Source organism: Reinekea sp. G2M2-21 (assembly GCF_015687175.1).
Lineage (GTDB): Bacteria > Pseudomonadota > Gammaproteobacteria > Pseudomonadales > Natronospirillaceae > Reinekea.
Genome location: NZ_JADPQG010000001.1, coordinates 1,240,487 through 1,256,414 on the forward strand (window position 1 = coordinate 1,240,487; position 15,928 = coordinate 1,256,414).

Sequence of the window (15,928 nt, forward strand, 5' to 3'; positions counted from 1 at the left end):
ATTAACACGAATTGAGGTTTCCATGTCGACTCCAGACGTAACCGAAAACCAGGCGATGGAATTGCCCTTGCTCCCTTTGCGGGATGTTGTTGTGTATCCACACATGGTTATTCCATTATTCGTCGGTCGTCAAAAATCTATAGCGGCCTTGCAATATGCTATGGATAACGACAAAAAGATTTTGCTCGTTGCGCAGAAGAATGCTAAAGACGATGAGCCAAATCGCTCCGACCTGTATGAAATTGGTACATTGGCAACAGTGCTGCAATTGCTGCGTTTGCCCGACGGTACTGTGAAAGTATTAGTGGAAGGTATCGATCGTATTTCCATTCAGGAAATCACAGAAAGCGATGAATTTCTGACCGGTAAAGCTCAGTTGATGGACAATCACCGTCTTAGCGAACGGGAGCAGGAATCGCTGGTGCGAATATTAATGGCCCAGTTTGATAAATATGTCCAATTAAGCAAAAAAGTTCCATCGGAAGTGATTACATCACTGAATAACATCGAAGACCCAGGCCGTCTATCCGACACTATTGCTTCGCATCTTTCCCTCAAGGTTGAAGAAAAACAGAAAGTTCTGGAGGTTGCAGGTGAGCGCGATCGGATTGAACATTTGCTGACATTGCTCGAGTCTGAGATTGACTTGCTGGAAGTCGAAAAGCGAATTCGCGGGCGTGTTAAAAAGCAGATGGAAAAATCGCAGCGCGAGTACTATTTGAATGAGCAGATTAAAGCGATTCAAAAAGAGTTGGGTGATCTGGATGAAAACAACGCCAGTGAAGTTGAAGATCTGACACGAAAAATAGATGAATCCGGAATGCCGAAAGAGGCGCAGGAAAAGGCGATGTCGGAGTTGAATAAACTCAAAATGATGTCACCTATGTCGGCCGAAGCGTCAGTTGTGCGTAACTATCTGGACTGGATGTTGGGCGTTCCCTGGTCCAAGCGTTCCAGAGTACGTCATGATTTAGCGAAAGCTAAAGAAGTGCTGGAAGCGGATCATTATGGTTTGGATGAAGTTAAAAAACGGATTCTTGAATACCTTGCTGTGCAACAGCGGGTTAAAAAGGTAAAAGGTCCCGTGCTGTGTCTGGTAGGGCCTCCAGGGGTTGGTAAAACTTCCTTAGGACAATCTATTGCCAAAGCAACGAATCGCAAATTTGTTCGTATGGCGCTGGGTGGTGTTCGAGATGAATCTGAAATACGGGGGCATCGTCGAACCTATATTGGTTCCATGCCCGGCAAAATAGTTCAGAAATTAAGCAAGTCTGGTGTTAAAAATCCGCTGTTTCTGTTAGACGAAATCGATAAGATGGGTATGGATCACCGTGGGGATCCAGCGTCTGCGTTGCTGGAAGTTCTGGATCCTGAGCAGAACCATACGTTTAATGATCACTATCTGGAAGTCGATTATGATTTGTCAGATGTCATGTTTGTTTGTACGTCGAACAGTATGAATATCCCTGGTCCATTGTTAGATCGTATGGAAGTTATCCGGATTCCGGGTTATACCGAAGATGAGAAGTTGAATATCGCGCAACGTTATCTGACACCGAAACAAATCAGCGCGAACGGACTCAAAAAAGGCGAGCTGACCATTACCGATGACGCTATTATGTCGTTGATTCGGCATTACACCCGGGAGGCTGGTGTGCGTGGTCTGGAGCGGGAGATTGCCAAGGTTTGTCGTAAGGTGGTCATGGAAAACGTTTTAAATAGTAATAATGACCCGGTAACTGTGAGTGCCGACGCCATAGAAAAATATTCTGGCGTGCAAAAATTCAAGTACGGCATAGCAGATAAAGAAAATCAAATTGGTATGGTAACAGGACTTGCGTGGACTTCCGTCGGTGGTGAGTTGTTGAATCTAGAAGCCAGTTGTGTTGCTGGTAAAGGTGTGGTTTTGCGAACTGGGTCACTTGGTGATGTCATGAAAGAGTCTATCCAGGCCGCAATGACAGTAGTCCGAAGTCGAGCGCAGGGTTTGGGTATTTTACCTAACTTCCATGAAACCAAAGATATACACATTCATGTACCTGAGGGTGCAACACCGAAAGATGGGCCGTCAGCGGGCGTAGGCATGTGCACAGCGTTAGTTTCTGTATTGACCCGCATACCGGTAAGGGCAGATGTTGCAATGACCGGAGAGATAGCTCTGCGTGGCCAGGTGCTGCCAATCGGTGGATTGAAAGAAAAATTGTTGGCAGCACATCGTGGCGGAATAAAAACAGTTATCATTCCTGAAGAAAATGTTGGGGATCTTAAAGAAATTCCTGATAACATTAAGAATGAATTGGATATTCGACCGGTGTCTTGGATCGACGAAGTTTTGGATATTGCTCTTGAGCATAAACCAAAAGCGTTGTCCGATGAGGAAGTCGCTACGGCAATTTCTAAACAGAAATCAAAAAACAGTGAAGAAAGCAGCGTTAGTACGCACTAAGCCGCTTGACAGCTGTTTTTCGAGACTGGTATAAATTGTGGCTGGTTGAACAACAACGTCACGAATAATCATTAACAAAGTCATATTCGGTTGAAGATTATAAATCAAAGCCAGAATGTGACTTTGATACCTATAAAACAAAGTAAAGGGGAATAGTGTGAATAAATCTGAATTGATTGATGCGGTTGCTGCTGCTGCGGACCTGTCAAAAGCTGCTGCTGGCCGTGCCTTGGATGCGATGGTTGATTCTGTAACAGGCGCCTTGAAAGAAGGTGACCAAGTGGTATTGGTTGGTTTCGGTACATTCTCTGTTAAGGAGCGTGCAGCCCGTACTGGTCGCAACCCACAAACCGGTGAGCCAATTGAGATTGCTGCAGCTAAAGTACCTAGCTTCAAAGCTGGTAAAGCTTTAAAAGACGCAGTTAACTAAGTTTGATCTAACGGGCTAAGGCCCGTTTTTTTGATTTTCTGGATAACAGCGTATCGTTCGATACGCTTTTTTTATTTTTGAGCTTTTTAAACGGGGTCATGATCTCAATGCTCGACGTTTTTCGAAATTCAGCAAAAGGTACAGCAGGGAAAGTTATCGTTGGCCTTATTGTCATTACATTCGTGCTATTTGGGGCTGAGTCCATCATCTCCATTGCAGGAAACAATGCACCGGCAACTGTTAACGGCGAAGATGTTTCTGAACTTGATTACCAGAGATTGCTCAATAGCCGTCAACAGGAGTTAACAAATCAGTTTGGTGCTGAAGTTGCTGCTCAATTAGCGAACTCACCTTTTCTAAAAGATGAGATTGTCGAAACACTCATCAGTCAAACATTGCAGTCTCAGCTCGCGTCAAACTTGGAATTCGATGCTTCTGAAGAACAGGTTTTAAAATCCTTTGCGAATATTCCTGCTTTTCAGATTGATGGTGTTTTCAATCAAGACCAATATCAGAATATCCTTGCCGCGAATGGATTTAATCATCAATCATTTGTTGCTGCTCAAAAAGCACAGACAGCGTTGTCTCAATTGCAGTCTGGCATCGCAGATTCAGCGTTCGTTGTTGACAAAGTGGTTGATCGATATGCGCTATTGGATGCTCAGCAACGTACTGTTCGCTATAAGGCATTTTCTTCATCTGATTTTGTCGAGATGGTTGAATTATCAGATGATGAGCTCAATGCTTACTATCAGGAAAATGAATCTCTGTTTATGAGTGAAGAGCAAGTGAAGTTGCAATATTTTGCTCTGACTCTCGATAGTTTGGCTGCGGATATGGTTGTGTCCGACAATGAAATTCAGGCAGCTTACGATTCATATGTTGCGAGTCTTTCCACGCAGGAAACACGTGAAATATCCCATATATTGTTTGCTGACGGTGGCGATAAGCAAACAGAGGCTCAGGCAGCCCTGGAGCGGTTGGCAAACGGTGAGTCCTTTGCTGATTTAGCCACAGAACTGTCGGATGATCCGGGCAGTGCGGAATTTGGCGGCTCACTGGGTGTATTATTACCAGACGTGTATGTTTCTGAGTTTTATGATGCTGCGGCTGCGCTTCAGTCCGAAGGTGATGTTTCTGAGCCGGTCGAAACGCAATATGGTGTTCATTTAATCCGCTTGGATGCTCTGGATACGGTACAACCGGAATCACTGGAAACGAAACGAGCTGAATTGATCGAAACCATTAAGCAACGCAAAGCGCAGGATGAAATGATTCTTGTGCAGTCGCAGTTGTCGGATGAAGCTTTCTCGACCGATGTTTTGGCGGATGTTGCACAGTCATTCCAGGCTGATCTTCAACAGTCTGAGTGGTTAACTCGAAACAGTGATCAGGCGCCATTTACCGAGCCGGCAGTCGTAGAGGCAGCGTTTGCCGCACAGGTTATCAATGATGGCCTAATCAGTGATGTCGTCAGATTGAGCAACGGTGATCTGGTCGTTATGCAAAAGCTTGACTATACACCGGAAGCCGTTAAGCCATTCGATGACGTCAAAGATCAGGTGGTGGCGACATTGACGTCTGAAAAAGCCTCTGAACTAATGCAACAAGAATTGGCAGGTATCGTCGCAGAAAAACGTGTTTCTGATGATTGGTTAACGGTTGAAAACATCACTCGTGACAATTCAGACGTTCCTGGTGAAGTTATCTCGATCGCGTTCGCAACCGCCGTTGGTGATGTAAATATTACTGATGGTGCTAAAACCGCTTATGCGGTCACCGTTGTGGATCTGCAGAATCCTGAACCCGATTCAGATTCATTGGCATCAGCGGAAGATTTCGCAACGCGTGCCAGTGGCAGTCTGCAATACCAAATGCTGTATAACCAGGCGAGAACTAGCGCTAAAGTGACTGTTCGCCGGTAATTTAATTGCCACTATATTTAAAAGGCTGCTTTTGCAGCCTTTTTACGTCTGGAGGGTGCTATGAATACGCAAGTAGAAAAGTTGAATATCATTCTTACTGAAAATGCGATCGAGGTAGAGGATTTCGCTAATTGCCTGGGGATCAGTGTTACTCAAGCTGAGGCCTTATGTGATGGAAAGAAAATCTTAAGCAAAGCATTGGCTCGGCAGATTGAGCAAACATTCAGTAAGCCGGATAAATGGTTAGAGTTCGATAACTCAGGTGAATCGGAAGGACCCAATTATGACTTATTTGGCTGAATTGGATGCCTACATAGACCCAGTCAAGGAATCCTTGAAGCGAGTGCGACTGGTCATATTCGACGTCGACGGTGTATTAACGGACGGACATTTAAACTATAGCGATAAGGGTGAATCGTTAAAACGTTTTCATGTTCGCGATGGCGTCGGTCTGAAACTCTTGGCTGATATGGGGTTTCAGGTGGCAATTGTCACCGCAAAAGATTCGTTAATGGTAAAAAAACGGATGAATGAACTGGGGATCCAACATTACTTCCCAGGTGTTAAAGACAAACTTGAGTTAGTCCAGAAATTAGCCTCATCGCTAAGTGTTAGTTTAGAAGAATGTGCATTTGTTGGTGATGACATGGTTGATTTGCCCCCAATGCAAGAGGTCGGAATCTCATTTTGCCCATCGGATGCTTATCCATTGATTGGCGAAATGGCTGATATCGTTTTAGCCGTGCCGGGAGGTAAAGGTGTTGCGCGTTTGGTGTGTGATATTTTGTTGCATTCGAAAGAGCAATTTGAGGCAGCATACCAACTGGCCAGTAGCAGTATGTTTGAGCGAATTAGGAACAAATAGTACTCAAATCTGCATGGGTTGGTTCTTTTGGAACGTCATTCCAATGATCGATTAATTGCGCGTTGTGGTACCTTCGAGGTTACGTAGCACTCCAGGAAGCAGATACGCATCTAGGAGTGTCTATGAGGCGTCTTTGCTTAACCCGTAATAATATCTGGCAATGCTTTAACCGTTTCGTCGATGGCTTTCATCTGTTCAAGAAAGGGCTTTAGTTTGTCCAGAGGCAGAGCAGAGGGGCCATCGCACTTTGCTTGACTCGGATCTGGATGAGACTCCAGAAACAAACCCGCGATTTTTTGTGACATTCCCGCTCGTGCCAAGTCGGTGACCTGAGCCCGTCTTCCGTCTGCAGAATCGGTACGGCCGCCAGGTTTTTGCAGGGCATGTGTCACGTCGAAGATGACCGGAAATCCGGTTTCTTTCATGATACCAAAGCCCAGCATGTCTACCACCAGATTGTTATATCCAAAGCTGGTTCCGCGTTCACATAAGATCAGTTTATCGTTTCCGGCTTCCTGGAATTTGGTCAGAATATGTTGCATTTCATGCGGTGCGAGAAATTGAGCTTTTTTTATGTTTATCACGGCGCCTGTCTTGGCCATGGCCATAACCAGGTCTGTTTGCCGTGATAAGAATGCCGGAAGCTGGATGACATCGGCGACTTCTGCGGCGGGTTGTGCTTGAAATGGCTCATGTATATCCGTAATGACAGGGACATTGAACGTATTTTTTATTTCTTGCAGTATTTTCAGGCCTTCTTCTAAACCTGGTCCACGGAATCCTTTGATGGAACTACGGTTTGCTTTGTCAAAACTGGCTTTAAATACGTAAGGTATGGCAAGTTCGTCGGTAATTTTTACGTATTGCTCAGCAGCTTTCAGTGCTAAATCCCGGCTCTCCAGAACATTAATACCACCAAAGAGCGTAAATGGCTTATCATTAGCGCATTCGATTGAGCCAATGTTCACTGTGCGTTGCTGCATCGATATTTCCTCTGATTTGTAATTTAGGCTATTGTAGCCGCCTACCTACGTAAACCAAGTTTAAATGTTATCTGATACTGTAAAATCAACAATTCAAACCGCCTATTCCAATTACTTAAGCGCGCGTGATTTAAAAGCCAGGCATGGGCAAAAGCACATGTTGGCCCAGGTTGCGCGTACGTTGGGGTCCATTGAATTGGATGCTGAAGGTAAAAAAGTAGCTGGTGCCTCGATTGCGGTCATCGAAGCTGGGACGGGAACCGGTAAAACGGTCGGTTATGTTGTCAGTGCGGTTCCTGTCGCTTTGGCGCTGGAGAAAAAGCTGGTCATTGCAACTGCAACGGTGGCTTTGCAGGAGCAGGTCGTGAATAAAGATCTGCCTGATATTCAGAAGTACACAGACTTAAAGTTTACGGCTGTTTTGGCTAAGGGTCGTGGTCGATATCTGTGTACCCATAAACTAGAGCAATTGATTCAGTTTTACAGTGGCACGGTGGTGGCAATGTCATTGTTTGAAGAAACAATGGAGGCTGATGAAGCGACCCTTAGTTTTTATAATGAGCTGATGACGAGTTTTGGTTCAGGTGAATGGACTGGGGATCGAGATCAATGGCAAGACAAACTGGATGACAGCCTTTGGTCAACAGTCACGTCCACCCATCGTGAGTGCCTAAATCGTCGTTGTCCACATTATCAGAATTGTCCCTTTTTCGAAGCACGAAAAGAATTGGAAGAGGCTGATGTCATCATTGCTAATCACGATCTGGTGATGGCAGATCTGTCTCTGGGTGGCGGGGCCATCCTCCCTGCGCCGGAAGATACGATATACATTTTTGATGAAGGCCATCATCTGCCGGATAAGGCGTTGATGCATTTTGCCAACCAGTTGACGGTTAAGTTTCTGTTGAATCAGTTAGAGAACTGGCGAAAACAATTACCGAAGGTTCGTTTGGAGTTGGCTTATGGTGAGCAATCAGAACGATTGGTCGATGAGTTAAATGATGGCTTGTTAAATGCGCATCAACATCTGTCCATTGCGTGGACATCCTTGCAGCCATGGTTTACTCGACTGAATGCGGATGATCGGACCTTAACCTTGCTTCAGCCGGAACAATTGTTACCCTTTTTCGATATTCTGCAGCCTTTGCAATCGCCATTGTCTGCGCTTTTTATGACCTTGACCGCCATTGAAGAAAGCATCCGCAAAAGGCTATCAAACGCAACGGATATCGAAGAAAAAGAACGTTTGCAAAATGTAATGCCTTTAATAGGTCGCTGGATTTCAAGAATGGAGCCTGCAAAAGATCTGGTCAGTTCCTGGCTGAATGTTGACGTTGAAAATGCGCCTCCAACCGCGCGATGGTTAGAGCGTATTGACACCCCGGAAATACAGGATTTGGTACTAAATACCAGCCCGGTTTCAGCAAATCAGGTTTTGCGCAACTTCCTTTGGCATCGATGTTGCGGCGCAATCCTAACGTCAGCAACATTGACGGTTGACAGTAAATTCGACCGTTTTCTGGCTCAAGCAGGTATCTCTGAGAATGCCGATGTGATGAAAGTGAATAGCCCATTTGACTACCCTCAATTGGTGCAGGCGATTATTCCTTCCTTTGCGGTAGACGGTGGTAAGCGAGAGCCGCACAGCCTGTCTATTGTCAATTTGATTGAAACCAAGTTACCTCGGGAGACTGGCAACCTCGTGCTGTTTTCTTCGCGTGCACAAATGCGGGAGGTTTACGAGCAGCTATCAGACGATTGGAAGGCGCTTGTTACCTTGCAGGATGATTTACCAAAAACAGCCCTTATTGCTCACCATAAAGCGCGACTCGAGGAAGGAGGTGGCTCCACATTATTTGGCCTGGCCAGTCTGGCAGAAGGTGTCGATTTGCCGGGCAATTATCTTACCCATTTAGTCATTGCCAAAATTCCGTTCGGTGTACCGGATGACCCTATTTCGTCCACTTTATCCCTATGGTTAGAGGCCAAGGGTATGAATCCATTTCAGATCGTGACCTTGCCGGCCGCGACCATTCGAATGGTTCAAGCTTGTGGGCGTTTAATCCGTCATGAAAATGACAAAGGGACCATTTGGATGATGGATCGACGCATCGTCGAAAAGCGATACGGTAAAACCATTATAAACTCGCTGCCCCAATACCGTTGGGTCATTGAATAACAAATTGAATTGAGCGAGGGCTGATCCGATTCAATTGATGTTTGCGATTTTTTTAGATTTGGTGTGATGCCCCTAGTGAATTGGGGGCATCACATACGTTTCGAACATCAGCCAGTGTGTTTCAGTTGTTCAAATGGCGCGTTAAAATTTACACTGCCTTTGGGCAATTGCATGGTAATGCAATGCAGTGATCCATGCTCTTCTATCAATGGACGAGCATTAATGCTGGTCACCATATGGTCAGGAAATGCCTCTGCGATAAGCTTCATGGCTTCGTTATCCACTGAGTCTCCATAAACAGGAACCAACACCAGTTTGTTGGTGACCAAAAAGTTCGCATAGGTCGCCGGTAACCGGTGCCCATCGTCAGCAAAAATTGCCTTTGGAAAAGGTAGTTCAATCAGTCGATACGACTCTCCATTGGCATTCTTCGCGAGCGCCAACTCTTGCTTCATGGCGTTCAGGGCAGGGAAGTGGCTATCTGCGGTATCCTGGCAGCCTTGAAATACGATGGTATTTGTCGGCGCAAAACGGGCAAGCGTGTCAATATGGGCGTCAGTGTCATCACCCTCTAGTTCACCGTTCGCCAGCCAAATAGTATGTTGTGCACCAAAATAGTCTTTGAACAGCGCCTCTAAATCTGCACGACTGGCGGGACCGTTGCGATTTTCGTTTAATACGCAGTTCTCGGTGGTCATGATGGTACCCTGGCCATCGCTTTCAACACTGCCTCCTTCCAGCACCCAATCGACCGCCTGATGGCCGAAGATACAGTTTTGTTTTGCCATCTTTAGATTCAACAAATTGTCTAGCTGTGACTCAAATTTGTTGCCCCAACCATTAAAGGTGAAATCGAGCATGGTGATGCCATTTTCACCAAGAACACCAATCGGTCCATGGTCTCTGGCCCAGGTATCGTTGCTGTCCATGCGGATGAAATGGCAATTACTGAGGTTGGCTTCGCCATCCGCGAGTATTTTCAGTAGAGGGCTTATATCAATGCTTGCGTGCAATTGAATAATGATTGGTTGGTAGTGTGAAAGCTTTGAAGTGAGCTCAAAATAAGTTTGCTCAACCTCTGAAAGTGCTGAATGCCAGGCGCTTTGTTCATGAGGCCATGTAACTAGAATGGCGTCCTGTGGGTACCATTCAGCGGGTAATACGAAATCAGTTTTCATGGGTAGTGTTCAACTTATGGATTTTTTGGCGTCGGTTTGCGCCTGAAACATATGTTTGAGCAATGTTTGCTTCTGGCGCTCTGTTAATTCGACGAACTTAAAGTGCACTTTAAATCTGTTCTGCACAGGCGTGATAGTAATAACTTCTGCAAAAACGAACAATGAAAAATAGCTGGGAGTAAAAACAATAGCGAGTGCTACTACGTCTCCAGTGTTTACTTTGTTCGAAAGAGTCGCTGCACAGCCACCTTCACTGATGCTTATTTTTTGAGTGATCAATGACTGCTCGGTCAATATTTGGTTGGTCTGCAGTTTAGACAGGATATCCAGTTGGCTACTGAGCAGTTCAATGGATTTTTTTGCCGCCAGATCTTTAATTCGTTCACTGACCTGTCCGATTTCCTGTTTCACGGCGTCAAATTCAGAAGTTAGTGCGAGTGCCTCTAAATCCCGAAAATAGTCTATAGGTTGTGATTCGAGCTGTTGTTTTTTGGCAATGGTCAGATAGGCATCCAATTCCATGCGAAATGTATCGCGACGCTCGTTTTCCTGCGGGTTTGACATCTGTATTTCTCGTTGTCAGAGTTGTGTAAAATAGGTCTCCACTGGTCATTGTAGTCAATATAGTTCCACATCGCTGTATTCACGGACGTTAATTTTTATGTTTCATTCATTACCGTTTTATATCGGTATGCGTTATTTGCGCGCTAAGCGACGCAATCATTTCATTTCTTTCATTTCTGGGGTCTCAATGGCTGGCTTGACCCTTGGGGTCATGGTATTGATTATCGTGCTTTCTGTGATGAATGGGTTCGACCGTGAAATGCGGACTCGGATTCTCGGTATGGTGCCTCATGCACAAATATACCGCACCGGCGCCATGAATGATGCAGAGTCCGTACGCCAGGAAGCTTTGAAGCACCCTATGGTGCTGGGGGCCTCAGCCTATATCGAATCTCAGGGGATGGTCAGCGGAAATGACCGTACCCAAGGTGCGTTAATAACCGGCGTGGATCCAGAAACGATTCGATCCGTATCGATCCTACCGGATCATATGGTTCAGGGTGATATTTCTCAGTTGGCGGAACAACCCTTTGGCGCGATCATTGGTGAAACCTTGGCGCGCATCCTCAACATTGGCGTCGGCGAAAAAATAACCGTAATCGTGCCCGAAATATCAGTCAATATCGCCAGTATGCAGCCACGTTTCAAACGATTCACCGTTGTCGGAATATTTAAAGTCGGCGCCGAACTCGATGCCAATCTGGTCGTAACTCATGTGGATGATTTAGGCAAGTTGTTGCTTTACGGGGGGGCCGTTGATGGCGTACAGCTAAAGACCACTGACTTGTTTAAAGCACGGCAGGTCGCTCTGGAAGTGGGACAAAATTTGCCGCAAATCTATTACGTGTCGGATTGGACGCGCACTCAGGGAAATTTATTTCAAGCTATACAGCTCGAGAAAAAAATGGTCGGACTGCTGCTGTTTATGATCATCGCAGTCGCAGTGTTTAATATCGTGTCCTCTTTGGTCATGTTAGTGACCGATAAGCAAGGTGAGATAGCCGTGTTACGGACACTAGGAGCAACGAGTCGACAGATTCTTGGCGTTTTTATCGTCCAAGGTACGGCAATCGGCGTAATTGGTATCGTAATCGGAGTAGCGCTTGGCATTCTTGGTGCGTTAACCGTTGCGGATATTTTAGCCTGGATAGAGTCTTTCTTTAACATTGAATTTTTAAATTCGAATGTCTATTTCATTAACTACATTCCGTCGGAATTGAAGATGTCAGACGTCTATCTGATATCCGGAGCGACCTTTTTGATATCTGTGTTATCCACAATTTATCCCGCGTGGAAAGCGTCTCGAATTTCACCGGCAGAGGTACTGCGCTATGAATCGTGAAACTGTTTTGCAGTGCCAACATGTGTCACGACGCTTTAAGCTGATAAACGAAACAGTTGAAGTGCTCAAAGAAATTGATTTTGCCATTCACCGAGGTGAGATGGCTAGCATTGTTGGTGCCAGCGGTTCTGGCAAGACGACTTTACTTAACCTGCTCGCGGGACTGGATGATCCCACTGAAGGGAGGGTGCTAATGGTCGACCGGGAATTAAGATCGATGTCTGATAGAGAGCGAGCTCGGTTGCGGAATGAGCATATGGGGTTTGTGTTTCAGTTTCATCACCTTCTTCCTGAATTTTCTGCGCTCGATAATGTATTAATGCCATGTAGGATAAACGGTCGGATTCAGAAAGCAGAGCGTGAGTATGCTGAATTTTTACTGGAAAAGGTTGGTTTAAAAGACCGGATTGTTCATCGGCCCGCAGAATTATCAGGTGGTGAACGTCAGAGGGTGGCTATAGCCAGAGCGTTGATTCGACAACCCGATTTCGTGTTAATGGATGAACCTACCGGCAATCTTGATGAAGAGACTTCAGAACAAGTTCATGGGTTGATTATTGAGTTAAACAAAACGCTGGATTCAAGTTTCATTGTTGTGACGCACAATCAGGACTGGGCAAAAGAGCATCCGGTACAATTCAAATTGACGAAAGGGCAGCTTACTCAGCTGAGATAACTATTTCCAATAAGCCAGGGACCAAGGATGATAGTCGCGGCTTTTTTTATTGCGTTAATATGGCTTTGGTTTCAACTCGGTTGGAGCTGGGCAGTGGCATCACTTGTCGTGGGTGTTGGCGTCGTTTTGGTATGGCATCGTTGGACTGCGGTGCTGCTATTGGTTGGCGGAATCTGGATTCTTGGGCAATTGGAAACGTCAATTCAACATGTTCTGCCAAACAGCCAACAACATCAAAAAAATTCGCTGGCGGTATGTCTGCTGCAAGCCCCAAAGCTATATGATGATGGACTCATGTCTGGCCTGGCTAAGGTTGTTCAACAACCCGATTACCTGAACCTTCGCACCATAAAAATTTATATTCCACAATCGGTGCTGGATCCTACTCGATTCCAACCGGGTGACTGTTTGTCGGGAGTAATTCGCCTTCGACTGCCCTTGGGGAAAATCATCCCAGGGGTTTTTAATGCAGATCGGTTTTACTTTGCCAATAAGATAGATGGTATCGGTACTGTAACGAGCCTAACCGAACTTTGGTCAGACAACGATCCAGCCCAGCGGCTCTATAATAAACGAGCACCCAACTTCACTAATGACGATGCTTTACAGCTTTGGGCTGCGCTAACCCTGGGTTGGTCATCGGCTATGTCAAGCGATTTGAAGGCACTGATTTCAGCTAATCAACTTATGCATTTGTTTGTGATCAGCGGCATGCACCTTGGACTGATTGCGTTGATGGTCGGATTCCTTGTACAGGGCACTGCGCTGTGTTTTGCCAAATGGTGGATCATAGATTTTAAGCTGAAGTCAGCAGCGGTCTTGGTGTTTTGCCTGTTTTATGTTTTTTGGTTGGGGTTTCCAGTGCCCGCCGTACGCGCCTTTGTAATGATGGGTGTCCCGTTACTGCTGTTTGTGTGCGGATTAAAAGTCGACCGATTTCGCAGTTTAGCGCTCGCCGCAATTGCGGTGACAATATGGCAACCCCAATGTTGGTTAGCATTGGGCGCTTGGCTCAGTTTTATCTCCGTGGCAGTTATCTTGATTATGTTGAAATGGCGACTGTTTGAGCGATTTAACCGGGTGCTGTCCATTGTTATTTTCCAAGCAATAATGTCGGTTTCTATTTTACCATGGGCTTTGGTGAGTGGCTTTTCGGTTAATCTCTTCAGTATTGTGACTAATCTTATTTTGACTCCCTTGATCGCTTTTACCGCGTTGCCTTGCGTCGCTTTGATTGCCATTTCAGGCAATAAGGTATTGATCCAAGGTTTTGAATCTGCGTCGAGTTGGTTGCTGAACGTGCTAGGCATTATAGAGCAGTGGAGTGTCACGCTACCATTTGTGCCATTGTTGATTTTGCTTTGGGTAGGAGCTTTGTTGGCTTTTGCGTTTTGGTATCGCGGTGTGCAAGGCCTATTGGGGGGATTTGTTGGGCTGTTGAGTGTCCTTTTAATCGCGGCGCAGTCCACGTTGGGAGTGACAAAACAACCTAAAACTCGAATGACCGTATTTGATGTTGGTCATGGCACGTCTGTGTTGCTTGAAACACAACAGCACAAGATCTTGTTTGATACAGGAGGGTATTTCTCAGAAAATGTGAGTCTAATGGAGGCCAGCCTTAGCAGAGTTTTGCCCACATTGGATGCCATTGTGGTTTCTCATTCAGATGCCGACCATGCCAGCGGCTTTCAATACTTAATCGAAAAACAACCCGGCCTGCTCAGTTGGTCTGGACAACCCGCTGAGGTTGGGGTTCCAGGGCAGGTTGCAAACTGTCACCACGAACAGATTCCATTTGAAACGCTTCGTTTTATCCCTGTACCTGACGCCTTGTGGCAAAGCGATAATGATTCGTCCTGTATTCTTGTTTTTAACGATGGTCAGCACTCTGCCATATTGACGGGCGATGCTGGAAAAACAGTTGAGTATTATCTTTTGCAAGCGCATCCTGAGCTGCTTCCAGTCAATGTTTTGATGTTGGGTCATCATGGTTCGGCGTCAAGTAGCGCGCAGGATTGGCTGGCAGCACAGGCTGGGCAACTATATACCGTTAGTTCCGGTGATCGTGCTGCGCCAAGATGGCCCGCGCAAAGGGTCAAAGACTGGTTTTTCAGTCAAGGTGAGACATTGCTGAATACTGCAGAGGTCGGAACAATCCAGCTGACATTTGAAGCTGATTCCATATCCGTGAAAACTTGGGACTCAGCCTACAGAATTCGCCTTATTAATTGATTTTTATACGTTTTCTTAAATTCACTATGATAAAGTACTGCCTCTCAGAGGAGGATAACCGTGTTTGAGATTGTCAAATCCGGCGGCTGGCTCATGCTGCCCATTATACTGTGTTCAATTATTGCGTTGGCTATAACGGTCGAACGCTACTGGACGTTACGCGTGTCCAAAGTGCGGCCAAAAGAGCAACTGCCTCAGGTCTGGATGTGGATCAAAAACCAGGAACTGGATTCGCAGAAAATTAAAGAGTTACGCCAGAGTAGTTTGTTCGGCTATGTCTTGGCAGCAGGTTTGACGACCTCTAAACATGGTCGTGACGCCATGAAAGATGCTATTCAGGAAGCTGGCGATCACGTGGCGCATGAAATGGAAAAGTTTCTAAGTACGCTGGGTACCATAGCGGCCATTTCTCCTTTGTTGGGTCTATTGGGAACCGTTTTGGGTATGGTAGACGTATTTACCGATATTATGTTGCAGGGAACCGGCAACACAGCCATTCTGGCTGGCGGTATCTCAAAGGCATTGATTACCACTGCAGCTGGGCTATCCGTTGCAATACCCGCAGTTATTTTTCATCGAGCGCTGACACGGAAAGTAGACGAGCTTTTGGTATTGATGGAGCAAGACAGTGCCAAGTTGGTGGAAGCAATTCACACTGAAAGTTCGAGTGTTAAAAAATGAGATTTCGCCGCAGCCGACAAGAAGAGGTCAATGTTAATATCACGCCATTGATCGACGTTGTCTTCCTGTTGCTCATCTTTTTCATGGTGACGACAACCTTCACCCGGGAAACACAACTGCAGATCAATCTTCCTGAAAGTCAGAGTCAGCGCGTAGCGGAAGACAATAAACCGATTGAAATTCTGATTGATCGGGTCGGTACTTACGCCATCAATGACAAAGTCTTGATTAAACAGGATGTGGAATCTCTCAAGCGAGCGCTTAAGGAAATGACTGCCGATTTGAGTACGCCTATTGTTATTACTTCCGATGCTGACGCGCCGCATCAGGCTTTTATTACCGCATTAGATGCCGTTGCGCAAATCGGTTTTTCAAAAGTGAGTATCACGACTCAGGCTGAAGAATCGAACTGATTTTTTCAAAAGGC

The 15,928-nt window shown here is 45.8% G+C and carries 14 protein-coding genes; 11 read left to right on the forward strand and 3 right to left on the reverse strand.

The features are described 5' to 3' along the window. The first annotated feature begins 55 nt into the window (after positions 1-55). The 5 genes from lon to IYN85_RS05745 all read left to right on the forward strand — a co-directional run bounded on the left by lon (position 56) and on the right by IYN85_RS05745 (position 5,666). Positions 56-2,446, forward strand: coding sequence for an endopeptidase La (gene lon / locus IYN85_RS05725; RefSeq protein WP_304627152.1), 2,391 nt, complete (start codon positions 56-58; stop codon positions 2,444-2,446). A gap of 157 nt (positions 2,447-2,603) precedes the next feature. Then, on the forward strand, positions 2,604-2,876 hold the full coding sequence (gene hupB, locus IYN85_RS05730; RefSeq protein ID WP_196157859.1) for a nucleoid-associated protein HU-beta: 273 nt from the start codon (positions 2,604-2,606) through the stop codon (positions 2,874-2,876). Positions 2,877-2,983: 107 nt separating this feature from the next. Then, positions 2,984-4,801, forward strand: coding sequence for a SurA N-terminal domain-containing protein (locus tag IYN85_RS05735; RefSeq protein ID WP_196157860.1), 1,818 nt, complete (start codon positions 2,984-2,986; stop codon positions 4,799-4,801). 60 nt (positions 4,802-4,861) lie between these two features. Beyond that, a complete protein-coding gene (locus tag IYN85_RS05740; RefSeq protein WP_196157861.1) occupies positions 4,862-5,101 on the forward strand; it encodes a hypothetical protein in 240 nt (79 codons plus the stop codon). Beyond that, on the forward strand, positions 5,085-5,666 hold the full coding sequence (locus tag IYN85_RS05745) for an HAD family hydrolase (RefSeq protein WP_196157862.1): 582 nt from the start codon (positions 5,085-5,087) through the stop codon (positions 5,664-5,666). The genes IYN85_RS05740 and IYN85_RS05745 overlap by 17 nt, the downstream gene beginning before the upstream one ends. A 137-nt stretch (positions 5,667-5,803) precedes the next feature. On the opposite strand, the gene kdsA is transcribed toward IYN85_RS05745, so the two are convergent. Continuing rightward, a complete protein-coding gene (kdsA, locus tag IYN85_RS05750; protein WP_196157863.1) occupies positions 5,804-6,649 on the reverse strand; it encodes a 3-deoxy-8-phosphooctulonate synthase in 846 nt (281 codons plus the stop codon). 64 nt (positions 6,650-6,713) lie between these two features. On the opposite strand from kdsA, the gene dinG reads away from it, so the two are divergent. Then, complete coding sequence (gene dinG / locus IYN85_RS05755; RefSeq protein WP_196157864.1) at positions 6,714-8,828, forward strand: ATP-dependent DNA helicase DinG; 2,115 nt, start codon at positions 6,714-6,716, stop codon at positions 8,826-8,828. Between the two features lie 107 nt (positions 8,829-8,935). Here the strand turns inward: dinG and IYN85_RS05760 are convergent, their stop codons facing one another. Further along, a complete protein-coding gene (locus tag IYN85_RS05760; protein ID WP_196157865.1) occupies positions 8,936-10,006 on the reverse strand; it encodes an agmatine/peptidylarginine deiminase in 1,071 nt (356 codons plus the stop codon). A gap of 9 nt (positions 10,007-10,015) precedes the next feature. Next, on the reverse strand, positions 10,016-10,570 hold the full coding sequence (locus tag IYN85_RS05765; protein ID WP_196157866.1) for a PilZ domain-containing protein: 555 nt from the start codon (positions 10,568-10,570) through the stop codon (positions 10,016-10,018). A 97-nt stretch (positions 10,571-10,667) separates the two neighbouring features. On the opposite strand from IYN85_RS05765, the gene IYN85_RS05770 reads away from it, so the two are divergent. The 5 genes from IYN85_RS05770 (at position 10,668) to IYN85_RS05790 (ending at position 15,914) form a co-directional block, all read left to right on the forward strand. Next, positions 10,668-11,912 carry a lipoprotein-releasing ABC transporter permease subunit gene (locus tag IYN85_RS05770; protein ID WP_196157867.1) on the forward strand — a complete coding sequence of 415 codons (1,245 nt, stop codon included), beginning with the start codon at positions 10,668-10,670 and terminating at the stop codon, positions 11,910-11,912. After that, a complete protein-coding gene (locus IYN85_RS05775) occupies positions 11,902-12,588 on the forward strand; it encodes an ABC transporter ATP-binding protein (RefSeq protein WP_196157868.1) in 687 nt (228 codons plus the stop codon). Before IYN85_RS05770 ends, IYN85_RS05775 begins: the two co-directional genes overlap by 11 nt. Before the next feature lie 93 nt (positions 12,589-12,681). Continuing rightward, positions 12,682-14,820, forward strand: a complete 2,139-nt coding sequence (locus IYN85_RS05780) for a ComEC/Rec2 family competence protein (RefSeq protein ID WP_196157869.1) — start codon at positions 12,682-12,684, stop codon at positions 14,818-14,820. 60 nt (positions 14,821-14,880) lie between these two features. Continuing rightward, positions 14,881-15,501 (forward strand): MotA/TolQ/ExbB proton channel family protein, encoded by a 621-nt coding sequence (locus IYN85_RS05785; RefSeq protein ID WP_370592160.1) that lies wholly within the window; start codon positions 14,881-14,883, stop codon positions 15,499-15,501. Further along, on the forward strand, positions 15,498-15,914 hold the full coding sequence (locus IYN85_RS05790) for a biopolymer transporter ExbD (protein ID WP_196157870.1): 417 nt from the start codon (positions 15,498-15,500) through the stop codon (positions 15,912-15,914). The genes IYN85_RS05785 and IYN85_RS05790 overlap by 4 nt, the downstream gene beginning before the upstream one ends. Positions 15,915-15,928: the final 14 nt, after the last annotated feature.